This window comes from Halomonas salsilacus (assembly GCF_051216275.1).
In the GTDB taxonomy this organism is placed as follows: Bacteria; Pseudomonadota; Gammaproteobacteria; order Pseudomonadales; family Halomonadaceae; genus Halomonas.
In genome coordinates, this window is the sequence record NZ_JBPKAQ010000004.1 from 149,565 (window position 1) to 173,730 (window position 24,166).

25 protein-coding genes are annotated in these 24,166 nt (G+C 69.3%); 12 read left to right on the forward strand and 13 right to left on the reverse strand.

The features are described from left to right. Positions 1-3: 3 nt before the first annotated feature. Positions 4-3,828: a YhdP family phospholipid transporter gene (locus tag ACR80S_RS07815; RefSeq protein ID WP_435402959.1), complete on the forward strand. Its 3,825-nt coding sequence runs from the start codon at positions 4-6 to the stop codon at positions 3,826-3,828. Next, positions 3,825-5,279: a metalloprotease TldD gene (gene tldD, locus ACR80S_RS07820; RefSeq protein WP_435399947.1), complete on the forward strand. Its 1,455-nt coding sequence runs from the start codon at positions 3,825-3,827 to the stop codon at positions 5,277-5,279. The genes ACR80S_RS07815 and tldD overlap by 4 nt, the downstream gene beginning before the upstream one ends. Position 5,280: 1 nt before the next feature. On the opposite strand, the gene yjgA is transcribed toward tldD, so the two are convergent. Then, positions 5,281-5,820: a ribosome biogenesis factor YjgA gene (yjgA, locus tag ACR80S_RS07825; RefSeq protein ID WP_435399946.1), complete on the reverse strand. Its 540-nt coding sequence runs from the start codon at positions 5,818-5,820 to the stop codon at positions 5,281-5,283. Positions 5,821-5,935: 115 nt separating this feature from the next. On the opposite strand from yjgA, the gene pmbA reads away from it, so the two are divergent. Next, positions 5,936-7,279, forward strand: a complete 1,344-nt coding sequence (gene pmbA, locus ACR80S_RS07830; protein ID WP_435402960.1) for a metalloprotease PmbA — start codon at positions 5,936-5,938, stop codon at positions 7,277-7,279. A 9-nt stretch (positions 7,280-7,288) separates the two neighbouring features. Here the strand turns inward: pmbA and ACR80S_RS07835 are convergent, their stop codons facing one another. From ACR80S_RS07835 to ACR80S_RS07885, 11 genes are all read right to left on the reverse strand, one after another. Beyond that, on the reverse strand, positions 7,289-7,558 hold the full coding sequence (locus ACR80S_RS07835; protein WP_435399944.1) for an HPr family phosphocarrier protein: 270 nt from the start codon (positions 7,556-7,558) through the stop codon (positions 7,289-7,291). A 2-nt stretch (positions 7,559-7,560) separates the two neighbouring features. After that, positions 7,561-8,481 (reverse strand): RNase adapter RapZ, encoded by a 921-nt coding sequence (gene rapZ / locus ACR80S_RS07840; RefSeq protein WP_435399943.1) that lies wholly within the window; start codon positions 8,479-8,481, stop codon positions 7,561-7,563. Positions 8,482-8,527: 46 nt separating this feature from the next. Beyond that, positions 8,528-8,992, reverse strand: coding sequence for a PTS sugar transporter subunit IIA (locus ACR80S_RS07845; RefSeq protein ID WP_435399942.1), 465 nt, complete (start codon positions 8,990-8,992; stop codon positions 8,528-8,530). Between the two features lie 7 nt (positions 8,993-8,999). Continuing rightward, on the reverse strand, positions 9,000-9,308 hold the full coding sequence (gene hpf, locus ACR80S_RS07850; protein ID WP_119020786.1) for a ribosome hibernation-promoting factor, HPF/YfiA family: 309 nt from the start codon (positions 9,306-9,308) through the stop codon (positions 9,000-9,002). Between the two features lie 182 nt (positions 9,309-9,490). Further along, positions 9,491-10,906 carry an RNA polymerase factor sigma-54 gene (locus ACR80S_RS07855; RefSeq protein ID WP_435399941.1) on the reverse strand — a complete coding sequence of 472 codons (1,416 nt, stop codon included), beginning with the start codon at positions 10,904-10,906 and terminating at the stop codon, positions 9,491-9,493. Positions 10,907-11,104: 198 nt separating this feature from the next. Then, positions 11,105-11,830, reverse strand: coding sequence for an LPS export ABC transporter ATP-binding protein (gene lptB / locus ACR80S_RS07860; RefSeq protein ID WP_435399940.1), 726 nt, complete (start codon positions 11,828-11,830; stop codon positions 11,105-11,107). Between the two features lie 8 nt (positions 11,831-11,838). Continuing rightward, complete coding sequence (gene lptA, locus ACR80S_RS07865; RefSeq protein WP_435399939.1) at positions 11,839-12,345, reverse strand: lipopolysaccharide transport periplasmic protein LptA; 507 nt, start codon at positions 12,343-12,345, stop codon at positions 11,839-11,841. Further along, positions 12,342-12,926, reverse strand: a complete 585-nt coding sequence (gene lptC, locus ACR80S_RS07870) for an LPS export ABC transporter periplasmic protein LptC (protein ID WP_435399938.1) — start codon at positions 12,924-12,926, stop codon at positions 12,342-12,344. Before lptC ends, lptA begins: the two co-directional genes overlap by 4 nt. A gap of 4 nt (positions 12,927-12,930) precedes the next feature. Beyond that, positions 12,931-13,488, reverse strand: a complete 558-nt coding sequence (locus ACR80S_RS07875; RefSeq protein ID WP_435399937.1) for a KdsC family phosphatase — start codon at positions 13,486-13,488, stop codon at positions 12,931-12,933. Positions 13,489-13,514: 26 nt separating this feature from the next. Beyond that, entirely contained in the window at positions 13,515-14,510 is a 996-nt protein-coding gene (locus ACR80S_RS07880) for a KpsF/GutQ family sugar-phosphate isomerase (RefSeq protein ID WP_435399936.1), read from the reverse strand. A 32-nt stretch (positions 14,511-14,542) separates the two neighbouring features. After that, on the reverse strand, positions 14,543-15,499 hold the full coding sequence (locus ACR80S_RS07885; protein WP_435399935.1) for a calcium/sodium antiporter: 957 nt from the start codon (positions 15,497-15,499) through the stop codon (positions 14,543-14,545). A 167-nt stretch (positions 15,500-15,666) separates the two neighbouring features. Here ACR80S_RS07885 and ACR80S_RS07890 point away from each other — a divergent pair, with 167 nt between their 5' ends. The 9 genes from ACR80S_RS07890 (at position 15,667) to hisD (ending at position 22,621) form a co-directional block, all read left to right on the forward strand. Beyond that, on the forward strand, positions 15,667-16,479 hold the full coding sequence (locus ACR80S_RS07890) for an ABC transporter ATP-binding protein (RefSeq protein WP_435399934.1): 813 nt from the start codon (positions 15,667-15,669) through the stop codon (positions 16,477-16,479). Then, positions 16,476-17,258, forward strand: coding sequence for a lipid asymmetry maintenance ABC transporter permease subunit MlaE (mlaE, locus tag ACR80S_RS07895; protein WP_435399933.1), 783 nt, complete (start codon positions 16,476-16,478; stop codon positions 17,256-17,258). Before ACR80S_RS07890 ends, mlaE begins: the two co-directional genes overlap by 4 nt. A 46-nt stretch (positions 17,259-17,304) precedes the next feature. Next, entirely contained in the window at positions 17,305-17,769 is a 465-nt protein-coding gene (gene mlaD / locus ACR80S_RS07900) for an outer membrane lipid asymmetry maintenance protein MlaD (RefSeq protein ID WP_435400098.1), read from the forward strand. Positions 17,770-17,840: 71 nt separating this feature from the next. Beyond that, complete coding sequence (locus tag ACR80S_RS07905) at positions 17,841-18,494, forward strand: MlaC/ttg2D family ABC transporter substrate-binding protein (RefSeq protein ID WP_435399932.1); 654 nt, start codon at positions 17,841-17,843, stop codon at positions 18,492-18,494. After that, a complete protein-coding gene (locus ACR80S_RS07910) occupies positions 18,491-18,826 on the forward strand; it encodes an STAS domain-containing protein (protein ID WP_435402961.1) in 336 nt (111 codons plus the stop codon). Before ACR80S_RS07905 ends, ACR80S_RS07910 begins: the two co-directional genes overlap by 4 nt. Before the next feature lie 123 nt (positions 18,827-18,949). Further along, positions 18,950-19,204: a BolA family protein gene (locus ACR80S_RS07915; RefSeq protein WP_435399930.1), complete on the forward strand. Its 255-nt coding sequence runs from the start codon at positions 18,950-18,952 to the stop codon at positions 19,202-19,204. Between the two features lie 12 nt (positions 19,205-19,216). Continuing rightward, positions 19,217-20,479 carry a UDP-N-acetylglucosamine 1-carboxyvinyltransferase gene (gene murA / locus ACR80S_RS07920; protein ID WP_435399929.1) on the forward strand — a complete coding sequence of 421 codons (1,263 nt, stop codon included), beginning with the start codon at positions 19,217-19,219 and terminating at the stop codon, positions 20,477-20,479. Positions 20,480-20,518: 39 nt separating this feature from the next. Further along, positions 20,519-21,169, forward strand: a complete 651-nt coding sequence (gene hisG, locus ACR80S_RS07925; RefSeq protein WP_435402962.1) for an ATP phosphoribosyltransferase — start codon at positions 20,519-20,521, stop codon at positions 21,167-21,169. Between the two features lie 132 nt (positions 21,170-21,301). Beyond that, positions 21,302-22,621, forward strand: coding sequence for a histidinol dehydrogenase (gene hisD, locus ACR80S_RS07930; RefSeq protein WP_435399927.1), 1,320 nt, complete (start codon positions 21,302-21,304; stop codon positions 22,619-22,621). A 142-nt stretch (positions 22,622-22,763) separates the two neighbouring features. Here the strand turns inward: hisD and ACR80S_RS07935 are convergent, their stop codons facing one another. After that, positions 22,764-24,044 (reverse strand): Do family serine endopeptidase, encoded by a 1,281-nt coding sequence (locus tag ACR80S_RS07935; protein ID WP_435399926.1) that lies wholly within the window; start codon positions 24,042-24,044, stop codon positions 22,764-22,766. Positions 24,045-24,166 lie beyond the last annotated feature (122 nt).

Below are 24,166 nucleotides of genomic sequence, written 5' to 3' on the forward strand. Positions count from 1 at the left end.
CCCATGTCTCCGATTCGTGTGGTGACCCGCTGGAGCCTGACCCTGGTGGCGCTGCTGCTGGCGTCGCTGGCCCTGCTGCTGCTGGCGCTGCGCTTGGCGCTGGCGCTGGCCGATGGCCTCACGCCGAATCTGGAGGCGCTGCTCTCGGCTCGCTTCGGCGCCGAGGTCCGTGTCGCCGAGCTCGACACTCGCCTGGCCGGCCTCGACCCGATGCTCTCCCTCGATGGCCTGACCATCCGCACCCATGAGCGCGGGGTGCCGCTGCTGGAGGTGGAGGGCGGCTACCTGCGCCTGGACACCCTGGCCAGCTTCGCTGCCGGGGTGCCGGTGGTGGAGGATGCCAGGGTGAACGGGGTGACCCTGCACCTCTACCAGACCCCCGAGGGCATCTGGCACTGGCCTGACCCCGCCGAACTGCCCCCCGAACTGCAGCCCACCGGCGAACTCGACCTGGAGCGTCTCGACTTCTGGGTCGGGGTGTTGCTGCGCCAGCGCGCCTGGGTCGAGGACCTGCGCCTGGTGCTGCATGGCCGGGAGCGGCGCGTGGTGCTCAAGGCGCCGCGGCTGCTGATGACCGGCGACGATCGGCGTGCCCGCCTGGAGGGGGAGCTTCGCCTGGAGGGGGATCCCGATGCCGCTATTCAGGCGGCCCTGGAAGTGCTGCCCGGCCCCACGGGGTTCCGTGACTTCAGCGCTGCCCTGCAGGCCGACATGAAACTCGACAGCCTGATCAGCCTGGCGGAGGTGCTGGGGCGCAACGAGCCCATTCGCCTCGACGAATCCAGCGGCGGGGCCCGGCTATGGGGACGCTGGCACCGTGGCGAACTGGCCGATGCCCGCCTGGACCTGGCCATCACGCGGCTGGCGGTGAGTCATGCCGACGACAGCGGCGACCGCCACGCCATCGAGCTCACCGAGGTCGAGGGGCGCGGCCAGTGGCTGCGCCGCGACGACGGCTGGGAGGCCTGGTTCGAGGGCGACGCGGTGAGCCCGGAGTCGGCCGAACCCCACGCGCTCGAGGCCCGCTGGGGGCCGGCGCTGCCCCATCGCTGGCAGCTGGCCGGCGATGCCGACGGCTGGTGGCTGGACACGAGCGGCTTCGACCTGGGGTCGCTTGCCGCCTGGCGCCACCGGGTGCCGCTGCCGGAGGCCCTGGCCCGGGTGGTGGACATCCTGGACCCCCGCGGGCAGGTCAACGGCTTTCGGCTCGGCCACCGAGATGACCAGTGGCTGGCCCGGGCGGCGCTGAGCGGGGTGGAGGTCTCCCCCTGGGGGCAGGCACCCGGCGGGGGCCCTCTGGACATGTGGGTCGAGGCACGCGACCTGACCGGCCGGGTGCGCTTCGCCGCCGCCCAGGGGGCCACTCTGAACTTCCCCACGCTGTTCGCCGACCCCATGGCGCTGGACCACGCCAGCGGCGAGGTGCTGTGGACCTATGACGGCCCGCGCACTCTGGTCAGCGGCCGGGAACTGCGAGTGGGCTGGAACGGTGCCGAGGTGGAGGGTGGTTTCGGTCTCTCCGCCGGGAGCGGGGCGCGGGGCGGCTTCGGCCTTACGCTGGGCTTCACGGACGTGGACGCCGTGGAATCGCCGCTGGCGGAGTGGTTGCCGGTGGGGATCCTCGGCGAGGAACTGCGCGAGTGGCTCGGCGGCGTGGCCGGCCGGGTGCCCCGGGGCTCGTTGCGCCTGCATATGCCCCTGGCGGGGGGCGCCGAGCGCATCGACCCGAGCTTCGGCCTGGAGCTGGCCATCGAGGAGGGGCGGCTCGCCTTCGATCCGGCCTGGCCGACCCTGACGAACATCGAGGGTCGACTCTCCCTGCAGGACACCACCCTGGAGGCGAGCCTCGATCAGGCCGAGAGCCTGGGGGTCACGGCCCGTAACGGCCAGGTGCGCCTGGCTGACGAGCGTCTCGAGGTGGAGGGCGAACTGGCTGCCTCCGGCGAGGCGCTGCGCCGCTACCTGCTGGCCATGCCGGTGGAGGGGATCGAGGCCGTCGCCGACTGGCAGGCCGAGGGCAGCGTCGAGGGACGGCTTGCCCTGGGGCTGCCCCTGGGCAAGCCCGGTGGGCTGGACCTGGCCATCGATACCGAGGCCGCCTTGCCGAGGCTCGAGTACCTTCCGTTGGGGTTGGTGTTTCGCGACCTCGCCGGACCGCTGGCCTGGCGTCAGCGCGGCGAGGAGGGTGGCCTCGAGGGGCGCATCGAGGGGCAGCTGCTGGGCGGCCCGGTGCGCGCCGACATCGACACCCTGGAGGGAAGCCTGGGCCTCTCCGGCAGCGCCGAGGCCGCGGCCCTGGCGCGCTGGGCGGAGCTCCCGGCGCTGGCCGAGCCGCTCACCGGGCGATTCCCCTGGCAGGGTCGGCTGAGCATCGGCGAGGCGACGACGCGCCTGCGGCTCGACAGCACCCTGGAGGGGCTGGCCATCGACCTGCCGGCACCGCTCGGCAAGAGCGCCGGCGAGCGCCGTCGGCTGCGGTTCGACATGGACCTCACCGAGGGACGCCTGGAGGGCAGCCTGGGCGATGCGCTGACGCTGCGCTGGCGCGCACAGCCCGGCGACGGACCGGGCCAGGGCCAGGTCTGGCTGGGGCGCCCACCCACCGCCGGCTGGCCCCAGGGCGAGGGGTGGTGGGTCGATGCCTATCAGCCCCGCCTGGACCCGGCGGCCTGGGCCGAGGCGCTGGGAGGTCTCGAGGGCCTGGAGGGCGGTGACGGTGCGGGGGTGCTGCGCGAGCTTCACCTGGTCACCGACTGCCTGGTCAGCGATGACCACTGCATCGGGTCGCTCTCCGCCGAGGGCCGCCCCCAGGCGGGGGGCGGCTGGCGGGTGGCGCTGGACGGGAGCCTGCTGGCCGGACAGCTCGACTACCGGCCCAACCTTACCCAGCCCCTGGACATCAGCCTGATGCGCCTCTCCCTGGACGGCCTGATGCCACCGCCCGGGGCCGTGGGGTCGCTGTTCGACGAGATCGCCACCCCGCCCGAGCCGGCCCCGCTGCCCGGCTGGGTGGGGGGGCTGCCCGATGGCCGCCTGCGTATCGCCGACATCGAGCGTAGCGGCCAGCGCCTGGGACCCTTCACCGTTCGCTGGCAGGCAACGCCAGAGCGCCTCACCCTCGCCCCCCTGGGCCTGACTCTGGGCCAGATCAGCGCCCGAGGCGAGCTGGTCTGGGAGGCCGCCGGAGACGCCGACACCCTGTCACGGGCGCGGCTTGACCTGGACGGCCGCGACCTGGGCACGGCCATGGAGACCCTGGGCCAGACCGCGGTGATCCGCAGTGCCGAGACCCGGGTGACCAGCCAGCTGGCCTGGCCGGGGGCGCCCTGGCAGTTTGCCCTGGAGCGCTCCCGGGGTAGCGTGGAGGCACAGTTGCGCAACGGGCGCTTCGTCAACGTCGCCTCGACCCCCGCCCGGCTGGTGGGGTTGCTTAACGTCGACAACCTGGTGCGCCGCCTGCGTCTGGACTTCTCCGACGTCACCGGCCAGGGCACCGCCTTCGATCATGTCAGCGGAGCGGCGACCCTGTATGGTGGCATACTGGAAACCCGGGGGCCGGTGGTGGTCGAGGGCCCGGCGACCCGCTTCACCCTGGACGGCCGCGTCGACCTGGCGCGGCGGGAACTGGACCAGCGGCTGGAGGTCACGGTACCCATAAGCCGCAATCTACCCCTGGCGGCGGTGATCGCCGGCGCGCCGGTGGTGGGCGGGGCCCTGTTCATCGCCGACCGCCTGTTCGGCGACGCCATCGACCGCGTGACCCGAATTCATTATCGCGTGCGAGGTCCCTGGACCGCGCCGCAGATCTCAGTGGAAAGTGCCGAATGACTGCATCCCGACCTAGCCTGCTCGACGAAGCCGAAAGCATCCTGCTCACCCCCGGGGGGCTGACCCTCGACGACCTGGACCTCGGCCTGGGCCACGCCCTGGGCCCCGGCATCGACTACGCCGACCTCTACTTCCAACGCAGCTGGCACGAGGGCTGGGTGCTCGAGGACGGCGAGGTGAAGGAGGCCAGCTACAACATCGACGGCGGGGTGGGCGTGCGCTCCCTTGCCGGCGAAAAGACCGGCTTCGCCTACTCCAACCAGATCACCGCCGATGCCATGGCCGAGACCGGCCGCACCGCCTCCGGCATCGTGCGCAGCGGGGCGAGCCTGGCGGTGGCGCCGCGGGTGATGGTGCAGGGCGAGGCCCACTACGGCGGGGTCGACCCGCTCACCGGACTCAGCGCAGAGGAGAAGATCGCCCTGCTCAAGGAAGCCGACCGGGTGGCCCGGGCCGCCGACCCGACGGTGAGCCAGGTCAGCGCGTCCCTCACCGGCGTGCACGAGGTGGTGCTGGTGCGCGCCAGCGACGGCACCCTGGCGGCGGACATCCGCCCGCTGGTGCGCTTCAACGTCAGCGTGATCGTGGTGAAGAACGGCCGCCGCGAGCGCGGCAGCGCTGGGGGCGGCGGCCGCTACCCCATGGCGCGGCTGCGCGACGAGGGGGTGGCCGAGCGCTTCGCGAGGGAGGCGGTGCGCCAGGCGCTGGTCAACTTGGAAGCCATCGATGCCCCGGCCGGCCAGCTGCCGGTGGTGCTGGCACCGGGTTGGCCCGGCATCCTGCTCCACGAGGCGGTGGGTCATGGCCTGGAGGGTGACTTCAACCGCAAGGGCAGCTCCGCCTTCGCCGGCCGCATGGGCCAGCGAGTCGCCGCGAAGGGCGTCACCGTGGTGGACGACGCTACCCTGGTCGACCGGCGGGGCTCCATGACAATCGACGACGAGGGCACCCCGGGGCAGTACACGCCGCTGATCGAGGACGGCATCCTCACCGGCTACATGCAGGACAAGCTCAACGCCCGGCTGATGGGCATGACCCCCACCGGCAACGCCCGGCGAGAGTCCTTCGCCCACCTGCCGATGCCGCGCATGACCAACACCGTCATGCTGGCCGGCCAGGATGATCCCGCGGATATCCTCAGGAGCGTCAAGCGCGGCCTCTATGCGGTGAGCTTCGGCGGCGGCCAGGTGGACATCACCTCGGGCAAGTTCGTCTTCTCGGCCAGTGAAGCCTACCTGGTGGAGGACGGCAGGATCACCGCCCCGGTAAAGGGCGCGACCCTGATTGGCAACGGCCCCGAGGCCATGGGCCGAGTCTCCATGATCGGTCACGACATGGAACTGGACACCGGCATCGGCGTCTGCGGCAAGGAGGGCCAGGGCGTGCCGGTGGGCGTGGGCCAGCCCACCCTCAAGCTCGATGAGCTGACGGTGGGTGGCACGGCTTCCTGAGTCACATCCTCGCGGTATCGCGGATCAGCTTGAACAGCTTGCGGGCGCTGGCAGGGGGTTTGTCCCTCTCGCGTTCGCGCTGGGCGTTGCGGATCAGCTGGCGCAGCGCCTGGCGATCGACATCGGGGTAGTCGGCGATGAAGGCCTCCACGGCCTCGTCACCCTCGTCGAGCAGGCGGTTCCGCCAGGACTCCAGGCGATGGAAGGCGTGGTCCCGGCGCAGCCGTTCGTGCTCGAGCTCGTCGTAGACGGCCTTGATCGCCTCGAGATCCTCGCGGCGCATGACCTTGCCCACGTACTGCATGTGGCGCCGGCGCCCCTCGTGGGAACGCACCCGGGCGGTCTCCTCCACCGCGGCCAGCATGTCGTCGGAGAGGGGAAAGCGGGCGCGCTCGGCGGGGGTCATGGCGATGATCGCCTCGCCCAGCGCCTGCAGGGCGTGCATCTCCCGCTTGAGCTGGGACTTGCTGGGGCGTTCGTCGTCGTCGGGCTGCTGCTGGATGAGCTGGTCGAGCAGCTCGAGGGGGGAATCCTGGGACATGCCGCATCCATGGTAGAGGCTTGAGAATTCACACAGTATACCAGCCCGCGGCGGCGGGCTTGAGCGCAACATTACGAAGAGCCGGCCCGGCGGGCCGGCAGACGAGGAGAGACCCATGACACAGGCATTCGATGCCGCCGCGCAGCAGACCCTGCTGGAGTCACGCGCCCAGATGGCCATGGAACTGGCCCGTCGGCTCGGCGCCGACGCCTGCGAGGTGGGCGCCAGCGTCGACCAGGGCGTTGGCGTGAGCGTGCGCGAGGGCGAGGTGGAGACGGTGGAGCTCTCACGGGACCAGGGCATCGCCGTGACGGTCTACGTGGGCAGGCGCAAGGGCAGCGCCTCTTCCACCGACGCCGGGGAGGCATCGATCCGGGCGGTGGTGGAGAAGGCCATCGCCATCGCTCGCCACACCGGCGAGGACCCCGCCTCGGGCCTGGCCGACGCCGACCTGATGGCCACAGAGCTGCCCGACCTCGATGTCCACCACCCCTGGGACCTGACCACCGATCAGGCCATCGAGCTGGCGCTGGCCTGCGAGTCCGCCGGTCGCCGTCGCCCGGGCATCATGAGCTCCGATGGCGCCTCTCTCTCCAGCGGCGAGGGCGTGCGCGTCTATGCCAACAGCCACGGCTTCCTTGGCAGCCAACGCGGCAGCCGCCACTCGCTCTCCTGCATGCTGATCGCCGAGGACGACACTGGCATGCAACGCGACTACGACTACACCAGCGCGCGCCACCCCCGCGACCTGCTGGCGCCCGAGCGAGTGGGCGAGAGCGCCGCCGAGCGCACCCTGCGCCGCCTGGGCGCCGGTCGCCCGGCGACGGGGCGGATGCCGGTGCTGTTCGACCCGACCCTGGCCTCGGGCCTGGTAGGCTCGCTGATGGGGGCCATCGCAGGCGGTGCCCTCTATCGCCAGTCCTCCTTCCTCTGCGACCGGCTCGGTGAGTCGCTGTTTCCCGAGTGGTTCAGCCTCCAGGAGCGGCCCATGGAGGTGGGCGCCATGGCCAGCTCGCCCTTCGACGGGGACGGCGTGCAGACCCGCGACAACGTCTTCATCGAGAACGGCCGCCTGGCCAGCTACATGCTCTCTGCCTACAGCGCCCGGCGCCTGGGCATGCAGAGCACCGCCAACGCCGGCGGCGCCCGCAACCTGAGGCTTACCGCCCCGCTGGCCACCTGCGATGAGCTGCTCGCGCGCATGGGGCGCGGTGTGCTGGTCACTGAGCTGATGGGGCAGGGGGTCAACGCCGTGACCGGGGATTATTCTCGCGGGGCGGCGGGCTTCTGGGTGGAGGACGGCAGGATCCAGCATCCGGTGGAGGAGTTCACCATCGCCGGCAACCTGGAGGCGATGTTCAAGGGGCTTTCCGGCGTGGGCAGCGATACCGACACCCGCGGCAGCATCCATACCGGCAGCTGGCTGATCGACGAGATGACGGTGGCCGGCAGCAGCTGAGCCTCGCTCTCACTCATCCTCGTGGAAGCGGGCCTCGAAGAGCGCCTGGACGGCATCGAGCGCCGCGTCGGCGTCCTCGCCCTCGGCGCTGACGGTGAGCTCGGTGCCGCAGGGGGCAGCCAGCATCAGCAGCGACATGATGTTGGCCGCGTCGCCCTCCAGGGAGCCGTTGACCACGCTGATGCGGGCCTCGAAGGGCTGGCAGCACTGCACCAGCTTGGTGGCGGCGCGGGCGTGCAGGCCGCGCCGATTGGTCAGGGTCAGCTTGCGTTGCGCCACGCTCAACGTCCTTGATGAGGTGTGACGGCAGCCGCCGGATCCGGCGGCGAGGGCAGGGAGTCGTGGATGCCCAGTTCGCGGTGGCGAAGCCGGACCAGGGGGTGGTTGCTGGCCAGGCTGGCGGCCAAGCGCTCCGCCAGGTAGACCGAGCGGTGCTGGCCGCCGGTGCAACCGATGGCCACCGTCAGGTAGCTACGGTGGCTGGCCAGGTAGGCGGGCAGCCAGCGCTCCACCCAGGCATGGATGTCGCGGCGCATCTCGTCGACCAGCGGATAGCTCTCCAGGAAGGCGATGACCTCCGGGTCGCGGCCCGTGCTGGCGCGCAGCTGCGGATCCCAGTAGGGATTGGGCAGGCAGCGGGCGTCGAACACCAGGTCGGCGTCCAGCGGGACCCCGCGCTTGAAGCCGAAGGACTCGAAGGTCAGGGTGAGCTGGTCGGGCCGGTGGCGGGCCACCTGGTCGGCGATACGGCCACGCAGCTCGTGGACCGAGAGCCGCGAGGTGTCGATGACCAGATCCGCCAGGTCGCGAATCTCCGCGAGCGCAAGCTCCTCCGAGTCGATCGCCTCGGCCAGGGTCATCTGGCTGTCCCGGGTCAGCGGATGTCGGCGGCGGGTTTCCGAGTAGCGTTCCAGCAGGATGCGGGCATCGGTGGTCAGGTAGATCACCTGGCAGTCGATGCCGCGGGCGCGCACCTCCTCGAGCAGGCTGGGGAAGCGCTGCAGGGCCTGGGGCAGGTTGCGGGCATCGATGCTGACGGCAATGGAGGAGCGCGGCGATTCCGGACCCTTGAGCTCGTCGACCAGCGAGCCGAGCAGCATGGCCGGCAGGTTGTCGATGGCGTAGTAGCCGAGGTCTTCCAGGGCCTGCAGCGCGATCGACTTGCCCGAGCCGGAACGACCGCTGATGATCACGAGCTGCATGGGGGTCTCCTGGTCGTCAATCTGGCCGGGCGGCCCGCGGGGGGATCTACCCCTGTCGTCGGATCGCCTCGATGAGTCGTTCGTGGAGCTCGCGCTGGCTTTCGCTCTTGCGCAGCCCGCTGCGGGTCTCGGCGTTGTTCATGACGCCGGCCACCTGGGCGAGCAGGGTCAGGTGAGCGTCGTCGGCCTCCTCGGGCACCAGCAGCACGAACACCAGGTCGACTGGCTCGCCGTCGATGGCGTCGAAGTCCACCGGTTCGGCCAGCTTCAGGAAGCCGGCGATAGGGGTCTTGCAGTGAGGGCTGCGGGCGTGGGGGATGGCCACCCCGTGGCCGATGCCGGTACTGCCGAGTCGCTCGCGCCCGATCAGCCGGCTGAACACCTCCTGGCTGTCGAGGCTGGGCGTATTCTGGGCGATGAAGGTGCTGAAGAACTCCAGCACCCGTTTCTTGCTGCCACCGGGAACACCAAACAAGGTGCGTTCCGGGGGCAGGATGGTTTCCAGTGACATGACAGGCTCAGCGAGCGCCGGCGCCCTGGGCGCGGGCCTGGGCCTTTTCCTTGTGCTTGACCAGCTGGCGGTCGAGCTTGTCGGCCAGGGCGTCGATGGCGGCATACATGTCGCCATCCTGGGCCTCGGCGTGCAGGTCGGCACCGGCGGCGTGCAGGGTGCAGGCGGCGTGTTGACGCTCCTTCTCCACGGACAGGGTCACTTGTACGTTGGTGATGTTGTCGTAGTGGCGCTCCACGCGTGCCAGTTTTTCGTCCACATAGCCACGCAGGGCATCGGTCAGTTCCACATGATGGCCGGTGATGTTGACTTGCATGACACGCTCCTTGCTCGTTGGTGATGGATCGATTGTAACCCTTTTTCCTGCCTTGCATACCCCTCGCCCCGCCGCCGCGTCGGCGGGGCTGATGCAGGTCATCGAAGCCGCTTGTGCGCCCTGGCGGAGGGGATGCCCATGGCTTCGCGGCCGGCTATCGAAAGCGCCACCGTGCGCCTGGGCTACCTCAGCCGCTTGCGTTCGCTGGAGGAGGGGATGCCCATGGCTTCGCGGTACTTCGCCACGGTTCGCCTGGCCACCTGGATGCCGGCCTCGTCGAGCAGGGTCACCAGCTTGCTGTCGGAGAGCGGCTTGCGCGGGGATTCCTCCTGGATCAGCTTGCGCAGGCGCGCGCGGATGGCAGTGCTGGAGTGGGCGTCGCCCTCGCCGTTGCCACCCACCTGGCTGGAGAAGAAAAACTTCAGCTCGAACACGCCCCGGGGCGTGTGGATGTATTTCTGGGTGGTGACACGGGAGATTGTCGATTCGTGCATCTCCACGACCTTTGCGATGTCGGCCAGGATCAACGGCCTCATCGCCTCCTCGCCGCGTTCCAGGAAGTCGAGCTGGCGGACCATGATCTCGCGCCCGACGCGCAGCAGGGTATCGTTGCGGCTGGAGAGGCTCTTTATCAGCCAGCGCGCCTCCAGCAGGTGGTCCTTGAGAAACTGGTTGTCCTGGCTCTTGTCGGCGCGGCGGATCAGCGAGGCATAGTCGGGCTGGATGCGCAGCCGCGGCAGGGCCTCCTGGTTGAGCTCCACGTGCCACCCGCGGCTGTCGTGGCGTGCCACCAGGTCGGGAATTACATAGTCATTCTCGACGCTTGAATAGGCGCTTCCGGGGCGCGGGTCCAGGGAGCGTACCAGGGCGATGGCCGTGTCCAGGGCGTCGTCGTCCAGGCCCAGGCGGCGCTTGAGCAGACGTCGATCGTCGCCGGCCAGGGCCTCGAGGAACTGGCGAACCAGTCGCCGCGCCTGGGGCAGCAGCGGGGTGTCGTCGGGCCGGGCGGCGAGCTGCAGCATCAGGCACTCGCGCAGGTCCCGGGCGAAGACGCCGGTGGGTTCGAACTGCTGCAGGCGCAGCAGCACCTGTTCGATCTCGGCGCTGCGCAGCCCCTCGAGCCCCTGGGTCCTGAGGCCGTCGCGGATCTCGTCCAGGGGCTGGGCCAGGTAGCCGGCGGCGTCCACGGCGTCGATCAGGCTCTCGGCGACCTGACGCTCGCGTGGGGCCAGGTCGGTCATCGCCAGCTGCCAGGTCAGGTGCCCCTGCAGGCTCTGGGGGGCCGCCTCGCGCTCGAAGTCCAGACCCTCGCTGCTGCCGGTGGGGGCGGCCAGGTCCTGGTAGGTATCCGACCAGTCGCTGTCGGTGACGAGCTCCTCGGGGATCTCGTTGGCCCAGTCGTCCTCCGGGGTCTCGCTCACCGTCTGCTCGCCGAACTCCTCCTCGAGCTCCAGCATGGGGTTGGACTCCAGCGCCTGCTGGATCTCCTGGCGCAGGTCGAGTGTGGAGAGCTGCAGCAGGGCGATGGCCTGCTGGAGTTGGGGGGTCATGGTCAGCTGGGTGCCGACGCGCAGCTGCAGGGAGGCTTTCATGGCCATCGTGATGGTCTGCCCTCGTGTGCCGGGAAGTGGCCGGAAGCCTCACCCTAGCCCGGGTGCCGCGGGCTTGCAAGTGCTTGATTTGCAAATTATGTGCCAGCCGCAATTGGCATGCCGTCATAAAATTACGACTGGCATTTCATAGGATTGTGATCGTAAGGTCCGCAGGAAAGATGCCGGTGGACAAGAGGCACGTGGTCAGAGGCGGAAATCTTGCCCCAGGTAGACATCGCGCACCCGCTGGTTGGCCAGTATCGCCTCGGCGTTCCCCTCGGCGATGATCTGGCCGTCGCCGACGATGTAGGCGGTGTCGCAGATGTCGAGGGTCTCGCGGACGTTGTGATCGGTGATCAGCACGCCGATGCCACGGGCCTTGAGCTGGCGGATGACGCCCTTGATCTCGCCCACCGAGATGGGGTCGACCCCGGCGAAGGGCTCGTCGAGCAGGATGAAGGCGGGTTCCGTTGCCAGGGCCCGGGCAATCTCCACCCGCCGTCGCTCGCCGCCGGAGAGGCTCATGCCGAGGTTGTCGCGGATGTGGGTCACATGGAACTCTTCGAGCAGCTGCTCGAGACGCGCCCGGCGCCCCTCCCGGTCGAGGTCCTTTCGGGTTTCGAGGATCGCCATGATGTTGTCGGCCACGGAGAGCTTGCGAAAGATCGACGCCTCCTGGGGCAGGTAGCCGATGCCGGCCCGGGCGCGTTCGTGCATGGCGGCCCGCGACAGGTCCAGGTCGTCGATGGCGACCTCGCCGGCGTCGGCGCGCACCAGCCCCACGATCATGTAGAAGGAGGTGGTCTTGCCGGCGCCGTTGGGGCCCAGCAGGCCGACGATACTGCCCTGACGGATGGCCAGGTTGATGTCCTTGACCACACGGCGGCGCTTGTAGCTCTTGGCCAGGTGGCGGGCATGGAGGGTCTTCATGGGCGGCCTTACTGCTCGGGCTGGAGGGTCATGCGGATGCGCTGGCGTCCTTCGACGCCCTCGCCCTCGCTGCGGGCCTGCACCACGCGGCGGTCGAGGAAGTACTCCAGGTAGCCGCCGTCGAAGGTGTCGCCGCCCTGGTGCAGCTCGGCGCGGTCGATCAGCTCCATGCGGCGCTCGGCCACGTGGTAGATGATGGTGCGGCCCCAGCCGCGCACCATCGGTTCACTGGGGTCGGGCTGCTGCTCCAGGTAGGCGCGCTCGCCGGTGGCCATGGCCTGGGAGAGCTGGCCCTGGGCGTTGCGCTGGATCTCCACCCGGTCGCCGGTCAGGCGCATGCTGCCCTGGCGGATATCCACCTCGCCGGTGTAGACGGCGGAGCCGGCGCGGTCGTCCAGGTCGAGCCGGTCGGCCTCCACCTCGATGGGGGCCTCGGCGTCGCGGCTCTGGGCGAGGGTCGGCGCGGCGACCAGCGGCAGCAGCAGGCAGAGCAGCAGGGCGGAGGTTCGCTTCATGGCTGGGGGTCCTCTGGGGTCTCGGGCGGATGGTGGCCGCGCACATTGTCGGTCAGCCGGGCGCGGTTGTCATGGAGCCAGGCGTCGAAGCGCTCGCCGCGCATGTGCTGGGGGGGCTGCTGGAGCAGGGCCGGGGTGTCGCTCCAGGCATGGCCGATGTTGGCGTCATAGTGGAGCACCTCCGTGTCGAGCTGCCAGCGCTCCTCGGGGGCGTGAAGACGGGCGCTGCCGGAGAGCGTCAGCGGGTTGCCGCCGGCGCCCAGCACGCCGCTGTCGGCCGTTGCCAGCCACATCCGGCCGGCGCTGTCGAAGAGCCGGGCGTTGGGGGTCTCGAGGCGGGTGACGTCGTCATGGGGGGTGTGCACCAGCCGGGGGGTATCGACGCGCTGGTGGGCCCGCCCCTCGGCGTCGAAGCGGGTCAGCCGCGCGCCCTCCAGGTAGAAGTCGGGTTCGCCGGCTGCGTCCCGGGGCACCGCGCCGGGCTCGCGGACGCTGCGAGAGTCGAGCAGCGTCATCACGCCGCCCAGCGCCACCAGCAGCAGGAACAGCCAGACCCGAAACGATGGCCGCGGCAGGGTCATGGGCTCAGCCGGCCCCGTGCAGGTAGGTGTCGAGCACCGCGTCCCAGTGGCCCTGGGCCTTGAGCAGGGTGTCGCAGACCTCGCGGACCGCACCCTGGCCGCCGCTCCTGACCGTCACCCAGTCGGCGTGCTGGCGGATGTACTCGGGGGCGTTGGGCACGCTGATGCCCACGCCGGCGCGGCGGATGGCGCCCACGTCGGGCATGTCGTCGCCGCAGTAGGACACCTGGTCGAACTCCAGGCCGAGGCGGGTGCAGAGGTCGCGGAGCACCGGCAGCTTTTTCTCCACGCCCTGGAAGACGTGCTGGATCCCCAGCGCCGCGGCGCGGTGACTCACCGTGGGCGAGTCGCGGCCAGTGATCAGCGCCACCTCGATGCCGGCACGCTTGAGCAGTTTGAGGCCATGGCCGTCCTGGACGTTGAATGCCTTGATCTCGGTGCCGTCGGCCTGGAAGAAGAGCTGGCCGTCGGTGAGGACGCCGTCGACGTCCAGGGCCAGCAGGCGGATGAGGCGCAGGCGGTCCACCAGGCGGGGGTCTTGCAGCGGAAGGTTGTGGGGCATGGGAGCTCCGGTTGGGTGAGTGGGAATCAGATCACGCCGCTGGCCAGCAGGTCGTGCATGTTCAAGGCGCCCACCGGGCGGCCCGTGTCGTCGACCACCGCCAGGGCGGAGATGCGGTGGTCCTCCATCAGCTTCACCGCCTCGGCGGCCAGCATCTCTGCCGACACCCGCTTGCCGGGGCGGGTCATCACCTCATCGACGGTCAGGCCCGAGAGATCGCTGTGCTGGTCCAGAGTGCGGCGCAGGTCGCCGTCGGTGTAGACCCCGGCCAGCTGGCCCTGTTCGTCCACCACGCAGGTAAAGCCGAGCCCCTGGCGGGTAATCTCCAGCAAGGCGTCACGCAGCGGACTGCCCAGCGGCACGATCGGCAGCCGTGCGCCGTCGTGCATGAGGTCACCAACCCGCAGCAGCAGACGTTTACCGAGGCTACCGCCGGGATGGGAGAGGGCGAACTCCTCGGCGGTAAAGCCGCGGGACTCCAGCAGTGCCACCGCCAGGGCATCGCCCAGCGCCAGGGCGGCGGTGGTGGAGGCGGTGGGCGCCAGATCCAGCGGACAGGCCTCGCGCTCGACTCCGGCGTCGAGGTGCGCCTCGGCGTGGCGCGCGAGCGTGGAGGCGGGGCGGCCGGTCATGCTGATCATCGGCACGCCCATGCGCTTGAGCAGCGGCAGCAGGGCGGTCACCTCGGCGGTCTCGCCGGAGTTGGAGAGCGCCAGCACCACGTCGCCGGGGGTGATCATACCCAGATCGCCGTGGCTGGCCTCGCCGGGGTGCACGAAGAAGGCGGGCGTGCCGGTACTGGCCAGGGTCGCGGCGATCTTGCCAGCGACGTGGCCCGACTTGCCCATGCCGGTGACGATCACGCGGCCGTGGCAGGCGAGAATCAGCTGGCAGGCGCGGTCGAAGTCGGCGTCGAGTCGCTCGACCAGGGCCCCGATGGCCTGCTGCTCGAGCCGCAGGGTGCGCCGGGCGCTGTCGCGCAGCAGGGAGGGGGCCGTGCCCTGGGGGATATTTTGAGTCATGGCGCTGATTGTTGCCTGTTGCGCGGGTTCACTCAAGTGGCGACGCCGAGACTGGCCAGGCCGACCCAGGCCAGGTAGCCCAGATAGCTGGTGGCCAGCAGGACGCCTGGGAGTCTCCCGATCCGTCCGCGGCGCTGCCAGAGCAGCAGCATGCCCAGCACCAGCGTCAGTGCCAGCATCACCGGATAGTCGCGCCCCGCGGCTGCCGGATCGCTGGGACCGGGAGCGAGCAGGCCGGGGATGGGCAACACGACTAGCAGGTTGAAGAGGTTGGAGCCGATCACGTTGCCGATGGTGATATCGTGATGGCGCTTGAGCGCACTGGCCACACAGGCGACCAGTTCCGGCAGACTGGTGCCGATGGCGACCACGGTCAGTCCGATGACCAGTTCGCTGATGCCCAGCCCGCGGGCCAGTTCGCTGGCGCCCCACACCACGGCGCGTGAGCCGACGGCCAGTACCAGCAGGGACGCCACCAGCCAGGCCAGTGCCCGAGGCAGCGCCATGTCGGGGATCTCGCCGGCGGCGGCGTCGGGGACGTCCGGGGTGTCGGCGCGAAACAGCAACCACAGGCTGAACACCAGCAGCAACAGCAGGAAGAGGGCGTCGAAGCGGCCGAGGATGCCATTGGCCAGGGCATAGCCGGCCAGGCCGGTGGCGCCCAGCAGCAGGGGCAGCTCGCGGCGTACGATGGAGAAGCGCACCGGGATCGGCACGACCAGGGCGGTGATGCCCAGCACCAGGCCGATGTTGGCGATGTTAGAGCCCAGGGCGTTACCGGTGGCCAGGTCGGGGATGCCGTCGAGGGACGCCATCGTCGAGACCACCATCTCCGGAGCCGAGGTGCCCAGCGCCACCACCGTCATGCCCACTAGAAGTTTGCTCATGCCGGCCTTCTGGGCGGTGGCCGCCGCCGCCCCCACGAAGCGGTCGGCGCTCCACATCAGCGCTGCCAGACCCAGCAGCACGATGATCAGCGGTACCAGCATGGGGTGTCCTTGGCCGTCAATCGGGAAGGGCGCATTAGACGCGCTGGCCCCGGTGAGTGCAAGGACGCGAGGCGAGGGCGATGAGCGTGTCGCTGGCGCCGGCCAGGGTAGTTAGGATACGATGTTCGATAATTATTCCCAGGGTTGCCGAGAGAGCTGACGAGCCGATGAGTGACACTCCCTTCGTGGTGGTGGAGGATCTGTATTTCTCGCGAGGTGACATGGAGATCTTCCGCGGCGTCGATCTCTCCATCCCGCGGGGCAGGATTACCGCCATTATGGGTCCCAGCGGCACCGGCAAGACCACGATGCTGAAGCTGATAGGCGGGCAGCTCACCCCCGATTCGGGTCGCGTGCTGATCGACGGCGAGGACGTGCATCGCCAGACGCGCCGCGCGCTGTTCACCATGCGCCAGCGCATGGGCATGCTGTTCCAGAGCGGGGCGCTGTTTTCGGACCTCAGCGTGTTCGAGAACGTCGCCTTCCCGCTGCGCGTGCACACCGATCTCCCCCAGGCAATGATCCGCGACCTGGTACTGATGAAGCTCGAGGCGGTGGGGCTGCGCGGTGCCCGGGAGCTGATGCCCGCTGAGCTCTCGGGCGGCATGGCGCGCCGGGTGGCGCTGGCCCGGGCGATGGCCCTGGACCCGGAGTTGATCCTCTACGACGAACCCTTCGTCGGCCAGGACCCGATCTCCATGGGCGTGCTGGTGCAGCTGATCAAGCGGCTCAACGAGGCCCTGGGGCTCACTTCCATCGTGGTCTCCCACGATATCAAGGAGACCCTGACCATCGCCGACTATGTTTATGTGATCGCCGACGGCCAGGTCATGGCCCACGGCACCCCAAAGAGCCTCGACGTGGATCAGGATCCTCGGGTCAGCCAGTTCGTCCACGGCGAGCCCGACGGCCCGGTGCCCTTCCATTACCCAGCAGTGGACTTCTACACCGATATCCTCGATGAGGGAGGGCGGCGATGATCGCGCGTATCATGGGCCTGGGGCGGCGGGGCTGCGACCTGCTCGAGTCGCTGGGCCGCGCCGGCATCTTCGTGGCCCAGTCCGCCGTCGGGATGCCGTCCCGGGAGGGGTTCGGCCTGTGGGTGCGCCAGATGCACTTCGTGGGTGTGCTGTCGCTGGCCATCGTGCTGGTCTCGGGGCTGTTCATCGGCATGGTGCTGGCACTGCAGGGCTATACCCTCCTGGTCGACTTCGGCGCCGAGCAGGCGCTGGGACAGATGGTGGCGCTGTCGCTGCTGCGCGAGCTGGCGCCGGTGGTGGCGGCGCTGCTCTTCGCCGGCCGGGCGGGCTCGGCGCTGACCGCCGAGATCGGCTTGATGAAGGCTACCGAGCAGCTCTCCAGCATGGAGATGATCGGCGTCGACCCGCTGCGCCGGGTGGTGGCACCGCGCCTGTGGGCGGGCTTCGTGGCCCTGCCGCTGCTGACCATCGGTTTTAGCGTGGTCGGCATCTACGGGGGCTACCTGGTGGGCGTGGAGTGGCTCGGTGTCTTCGAGGGCTCCTACTGGGGCAATATGCAGGCCAGCGTCGAGTTCATCGGTGACATCGGCAACGGCATGGTCAAGAGCCTGGTCTTCGCGGTGGTGGTGACCTGGATTGCGGTATTCCAGGGCTATGACCTGGTGCCCACCTCGGAGGGGATCTCACGGGCCACCACCCGCACGGTGGTCTACTCCTCATTGGCCGTGCTCGGCCTCGATTTCGTATTGACCGCGATGATGTTCGGCGGCCTCTCCTGATCGGGAGATAGGAGCGGCGGTAAGCCTTGATGTTCGGAGAGAGATGATGAAGCGCAGCAAGATGATGGAGCTGGGGGTGGGTCTGTTCATGCTCGCCGGCATCCTCGGCCTGGTATTCCTGGGCCTGCGGGTCAGCGGGATGACCCTCCAGCCCCCGGGGGATACCTTCCGCCTGGAGGCCAATTTCGCCAACATCGGCAGCCTAAAGCCGCGGGCAAGGGTCACCATGGCCGGCGTTACCGTGGGCCGGGTGTCGGCCATCGAGCTGGATACCGACTGGTACGACGCCCGGGTGATCCTGGAGCTGAACGGCGAACTGGAAGGCAAGCTCTCCCGGGATACCACCGCGGCGATTCTCACCGCCGGCTTGCTCGGTGAGCAGTACATCGGGCTCTCCGTGGGCGGCGACCCGGAGACCCTGGCCAATGGTGATGCCCTGCGGGACACCCAGTCGGCCATCGTGCTGGAAGAACTCATCCAGCAGTTCGTGTCCAACTTGGTCAGTGATTGACGCTAAAGCGTCATGGTCAGCGATTGACGCGCCTGAGCGTCGATCTGGTTCGCTTCAAGGAGAGTGACTGCATGAATCGCGTTTTCCTACCCTTCCGTAAGTTGCTGGTCGGCCTGGTGCTGATGCTCTTCGCCCTGCCGGTCACGGCGGCCCCAGAGCGCACCCCCGAGCAGGTGATCCGTCTGAGCGTCGAGACGCTGACCGCCGAAATCGAGGGGCGACGCGACTACTTCGCCGACAACATCGACGAGCTCAAGGGGCTGGTCGATGACAGCCTCGATGATATCGCCGATTTCCGCTACATCGGTGCCAGCGTGATGGGGCGCTACTTCCAGAATGCCACGCCCCAGCAGCGCTCGCGTTTCGCCGACACCTTCCGCAAGACCCTCATCGATACCTACACCAAGGGCCTGGTCACCTTCGACTACCGTGAGCTGCGCGTGCTGGACAACCAGCGGCCCCAGCGCCACGAGGATCAGGCCAGCGTCGACATGGAGGTGGTGGCCACCAACGGTCAGGTCTATCCGGTCAGCTATTCCCTGCGCCTCACTGGCAACGAATGGCGGGTGGTCAACGTGATCGTCAACGGCATCAACCTGGGCCTGACCTTCCGCAACCAGTTCGATCAGGCGATGCGCGACCAGGGTCGCGACTACGATGCGGTGATCGACGGCTGGGCGCCGGAACTCGCCGTCGAGGAACTCGAGGAGGGCGGCAGGGGATGACCCGACTTCTGGAAAGCGGTAGCGCGCGCCTGGAGGCGGACGACAGCGCGCTCAAGGTCGAGGGGCAAGTGGGCTTCGATGCCGCAACGGCGCTGGCCGAGGCGGGCCGCGCCTGGCTGGTCGAGCAGCCCGCCGGCACCCGGGTGACCTTCGACCTCTCTAGGGTGGCCGACGTCAGCAGCGCGGCGCTCAGCGTGCTGCTTGAGTGGGCTCGCGCCGCTCGCGCCGCCGGCCTCGAGCTGCAGGAGGTGCGTCTCTCCTCGGCCCTGCGCCGGCTCGCCGACCTCGCCGGGCTGGAGCGCCTGCTCCCCGTGGAGAGCGCCGCCGCCTGAGTTGCGGCTGCGCCGAGATCGCCAAGCGACGTGCTTTTCATTACCATGGGCCATCCCCGTATCGTGCCATCGGCCGCGTCGCGCCCGGTGGCCTTCCCGTTTCAGACACAGGAGTGCCTCACCATGCACCCCAGCGACGTCAAGGCGCTGCTCGATGCGCGCATCGATGGCTGCGAGTTCCATATTCAGGGCGAAGGCTGCAACTTCCAGGTGGTCGCTGTGGGCGAGGTCTTCTCAGGCCTCTCGCCGGTCAAGCGCCAGCAGCTCATCTACGGCGCGCTCGCCGAGGAGATCGCCTCCGGCGCCCTGCATGCGGTAAGCATCAAGACCTATACCCCGGCGCAGTGGAACAGTGCGCCGGAAAACGCCGGCGTCTGAGATCGAGCTCCCATGGACAAGTTGATCATCACCGGCAATGGGCCGGTCGACGGCGAGGTGTGGGCCAGCGGCGCCAAGAACGCCGCCCTGCCGATCCTCTGCGCCACCCTGCTCTCCGAGGAGCCGGTGACCATCGGTAACCTGCCGCACCTGCAGGACATCACCACGACGCTGGAGCTGCTTGGCCATCTGGGCCTCGAGCCGGTGATGGGCGAAAAGATGACCATCCAGCTCGACGGTGCCCAGGTGAAGCACTGCGACGCCCCCTATGACCTGGTCAAGAAGATGCGCGCCTCCATCCTGGTGCTGGGGCCATTGATCGCCCACTTCGGCCACGCCGACGTCTCCCTGCCAGGCGGCTGCGCCATCGGCTCGCGGCCGGTAGACCTGCACCTGCGCGGGCTGGAGGCCATGGGCGCCGAAATTCGCGTCGAGGGCGGCTACATCCGCGCCCGGGTCGACGGCCGCCTCAAGGGCGCCACTATCTTCTTCGATACCGTGACGGTCACCGGTACCGAGAACCTGCTGATGGCGGCGACCCTGGCCGACGGCACCACGGTGCTCGAGAACGCCGCCCGGGAGCCCGAGGTGGTCGACCTGGCCGAGTGCCTCATCAAGATGGGGGCGAAAATTCGCGGCCACGGCAGCGATACCATCGTCATCGAGGGCGTCGAGCGCCTGCACGGTGCCTATCATGAGGTGATGCCGGACCGCATCGAGACCGGCACCTTCCTTGTAGCCGCCGCGCTCTCCCGGGGGCGTGTCAAGGTGCGCCGCACCCGCGCCGATATCCTCGAGGCGGTGCTCGCCAAGCTGGAGGAGGCCGGCGCGACCATCACCAGCGGCGACGACTGGATCGCGTTGGACATGCACGGCAAGCGCCCGCGGCCGGTGAACATCCGCACCGCGCCCTACCCGGCCTTTCCCACCGACATGCAGGCCCAGTTCGTCGCCATGAACGCGGTTGCCGAGGGCACCTCACGGGTGGTGGAGACCATCTTCGAGAACCGCTTCATGCACGTGCAGGAGCTCAATCGCATGGGAGCGAATATCGCTCTGGAGGGCAACACCGCGGTGATCGAGGGGGTCGAGCGTCTTTCCGGCGCCCCGGTGATGGCCACCGACCTGCGCGCCTCGGCGTCGCTGGTGATCGCGGCGATGATGGCCGATGGCGAGACCTTGGTGGACCGCATCTACCATATCGACCGCGGCTACGAGTGCATCGAGGAGAAGCTTCAGCTTCTCGGCGCCCAGATCCGCCGCGTGCCGGGCTAGCCCCTATCTTGACCAATGCGAGATGACCAAGGCGAGAGCATGAGCAAACAATTGATCCTGGCCCTCTCCAAGGGTCGTATTCTGGAAGAGACCCTGCCGCTGCTGGCCGACGCCGGCATCGAGCCCCTGGAGGACCTGGGCAGGAGCCGCAAGCTGCTGTTCGATACCAATCTGCCCGACGTAAAGCTGGTGGTGATCCGCGCCACCGACGTGCCCACCTACGTGCAACTGGGCGCTGCCGATCTTGGCGTAGCCGGCAAGGACGTGCTGCTCGAGCATGGTGCCGAGGGGCTCTATGAACCGCTGGACCTTGAGATCGCCCGCTGCAAGCTGATGACCGCCGGGATCACCGGCGCCGAGCCGCCCCGGGCGCGTCGACGGGTGGCCACCAAGTTCGTCAGGGTGGCGCGGCGCTGGTACGCCGAGCAGGGCATCCAGGCCGAGGTGATCAAGCTCTACGGCGCCATGGAACTGGCGCCGCTGATGAACCTCGCCGACGAGATCGTCGACATCGTCGATACCGGTAATACCCTTCGCGCCAATGGCATGCAGCCGCGGGAGCTGATCGCGTCGATCTCCACACGGCTGGTGGTCAACAAGGCCTCCATGACCATGAAGCACGCGCGCATCAAGCCGCTGCTCGAACGCCTCGGCCAGGCCGTGGCCGCCCGCCGGGAAGCCACCGCTTGAGAGAGCCATTGCCTTGGCCTGCCGACGCGGCGAATAGCCCCGGCGTCTCGACGCCAACGCCGGGTCGCCCTTGCCCGGCGTGACCCGGCGCTGGACAATGAATTTTTCACCCGATTCGTGACGGAAGCTGCCATGACCGAGACAACCGCCCCCTCCGGCATCGCCCGGCTCTCCACCGCCGATGCGGGCTTCGAAGACCGCCTGTCGACCCTGCTGGCATGGGAGGGCGTCTCCGACGCCGGGGTGCAGCAGCGCGTCGGCGAGATCATCGCGGCGGTGAAGAGCCGTGGCGATGAGGCCCTGGTGGAGACCAGCAACCGCTTCGATCGCCTCTCGGTGACGAGCATGGCCGAGCTGACTCTATCTGCCGAGCGCCTGCGCCAGGCCTACGATGGCCTGCCCGCCGAGCAGCGCGAGGCGCTGGCCCAGGCGGCCGAGCGCATCCGCCTCTACCATGAACGCCAGAAACCCGAATCCTGGCAGTACACCGAGGCCGACGGTACCGTGCTGGGCCAGCAGGTGATGCCGCTGGACCGCGCCGGCATCTACGTGCCCGGCGGTAAGGCCGCCTACCCCTCTTCGGTGCTGATGAACGCCATCCCCGCCCACGTGGCCGGGGTGCGCGAGATCATTATGGTGGTGCCGACGCCGGATGGCGTGCTCAACGAGCTCGTGCTGGCCGCGGCCCACCTGGCCGGCGTCGACCGCGTGTTCACCCTGGGAGGCGCCCAGGCGGTGGCGGCGCTGGCCTACGGCACCGAGACGGTGCCGCGGGTGGACAAGGTCGTCGGCCCCGGCAACATCTACGTGGCCACCGCCAAGCGTGCGGTCTTCGGCCAGGTGGGCATCGATATGATCGCCGGCCCCTCGGAGATCCTGGTGGTCTCCGATGGCGGCACCGCCCCCGACTGGCTGGCCATGGACCTCTTCTCCCAGGCCGAGCATGACGAGGATGCCCAGGCGATCCTGGTGAGCTGGGATGCCGAGCACCTGGCGGCCGTCGAGGCCGCCATCGATCGGCTGCTGCCGACGCTGTCCCGCGAGGAGATCGCCCGCGAGTCGCTAGCGCGCCGCGGTGCGCTGATCCACTGCCGCGACCGCGCCGAGGCGATGACGCTGATCAACCGCATTGCCCCCGAGCACCTCGAACTCTCGGTAGCCAACCCCGAGGGCTGGCTGCCACACATCCGCCACGCCGGGGCCATCTTCATGGGCCGCTACACCGCCGAGGCGCTGGGCGACTACTGCGCCGGCCCCAACCACGTGCTACCCACCTCCGGCACGGCGCGCTTCTCCTCGCCGCTGGGGGTCTACGACTTCCAGAAGCGCTCCTCGATCATCCACTGCTCCGCCGAGGGGGCCTCGGAACTCGGCAAGGTGGCCTCCGTGCTGGCCCGCGGCGAGTCGCTGACCGCTCACGCGCGCAGCGCCGAGTACCGCATCAAGGAGTGAGTCCGCGCCGATCGTGCGTGGTAGCATGAACGCACAGGGCCCCGCCATTTGGTGGGGCCCTGTGCGTTGTGGATCGGTGCATTGTGGACCGGTGCGCTGGGGGCCTGAGGGTGGCGCCCTGTGCCACTAGACGCCGTGCCGGCTACTCCGGGCGGCGGGGCTCCGGCGCTTCCGGGCGGCGCAGCTCCGGCGGTGGTCGCTCGCCCACCTCCAGGGTGACCTCAATCGTCTCGCCGCCGCGCACCACGGTGAGCGGCAGCGACTCACCGGGGGCCACCGCCGCGATGTCGGCCATGGCGACCCGCGCATCGAGGATCGGCCGGCCATCGATGGCTAGCAGCACGTCGCCGGGCTTGAGGCCAGCCAGGTCGGCGGGGCCGCCCGGCACTACCCCCGCGATGACCACGCCGCGGGGCGCCTGGAGGCCGAAGGAAGCGGCCAGCTCCGGGTTGAGTTCCTGGGCCTCGACCCCCAGCCAGCCGCGGATCACCCGGCCCTGGGTGACCAGCTCCTCGAGGATGTTGGCCGCCAGATTGGCGGGGATGGCGAAGCCGATCCCCTGGGAGCCACCGGAGCGCGAGAAGATGGCGGTGTTGATGCCCACCAGGGCCCCCTCGGCGTTGATCAGGGCACCGCCGGAGTTGCCGGGGTTGATGGCGGCGTCGGTCTGGATGAAGTCCTCGTAGGCGTTGAGGCCCAGATGGCTGCGCCCGGTGGCGCTGATGATGCCCATGGTCACCGTCTGGCCCACGCCGAAGGGGTTGCCGATGGCCAGCGACACATCGCCGATGGCCACCTTGGTGGAGTCGGCGAGCTCGATCACCGGTAGCGCGTCGAGGTCGATGCGCAGCACGGCGAGGTCGCTTTCCGGGTCCGTGCCGACCACCTCGGCCAGGGTCTCACGGCCGTCGCGCAGCGCCACCTGGATCTGGTCCGCGCCACCGATCACGTGGTGGTTGGTCAGTACATAGCCGTCCTCGCTGACGATGACGCCGGAGCCGAGGCTCGACAGCATGCGCTGGCGCGCCGGCACGTCGTCGCCGAAGAACTGGCGAAAGAAGGGGTCCGACATCAGCGGATGCTGCTCGCGTTCGACGACCCGGGAGGAGTAGATATTGACCACCGCCGGGGCCGCGCGCTCCACCGCCTCCGAGTAGCTCACCGGCCCCTGTTCGCGGCTGAGCGGGGCGGCCTGGCGCAGCTCGGGGGCGGGGCGAGAGCCGGTATCGCGGGGCGCCTCGACCTGAGGGGAGACCCTCAGCGGGGCCTGGTTGCCGGGAGTCGGGGGGGAGAGCTGGGGTGGTGTGGGGTCGGCCTGTCGCCCGCTCAGCTGCGGGAAGGCATTGAGCAGCACCACGGCCAGTAGCACGCCGATGGTGGTCGGCAGCAGGTAGGGCGTGAGCGTGCGTAGAAGGCGTGGCATGCGGGTCGGCGTCCTTGTTACTTGTGGCGGGCGGTCGCGAGGGCAGGGCAGTGTAGGGGCCGGGCGGTGCGGGAGAGAGGCCCCGTCGGTACAATGGTGTGAATGGTAACATTGTCACCCAG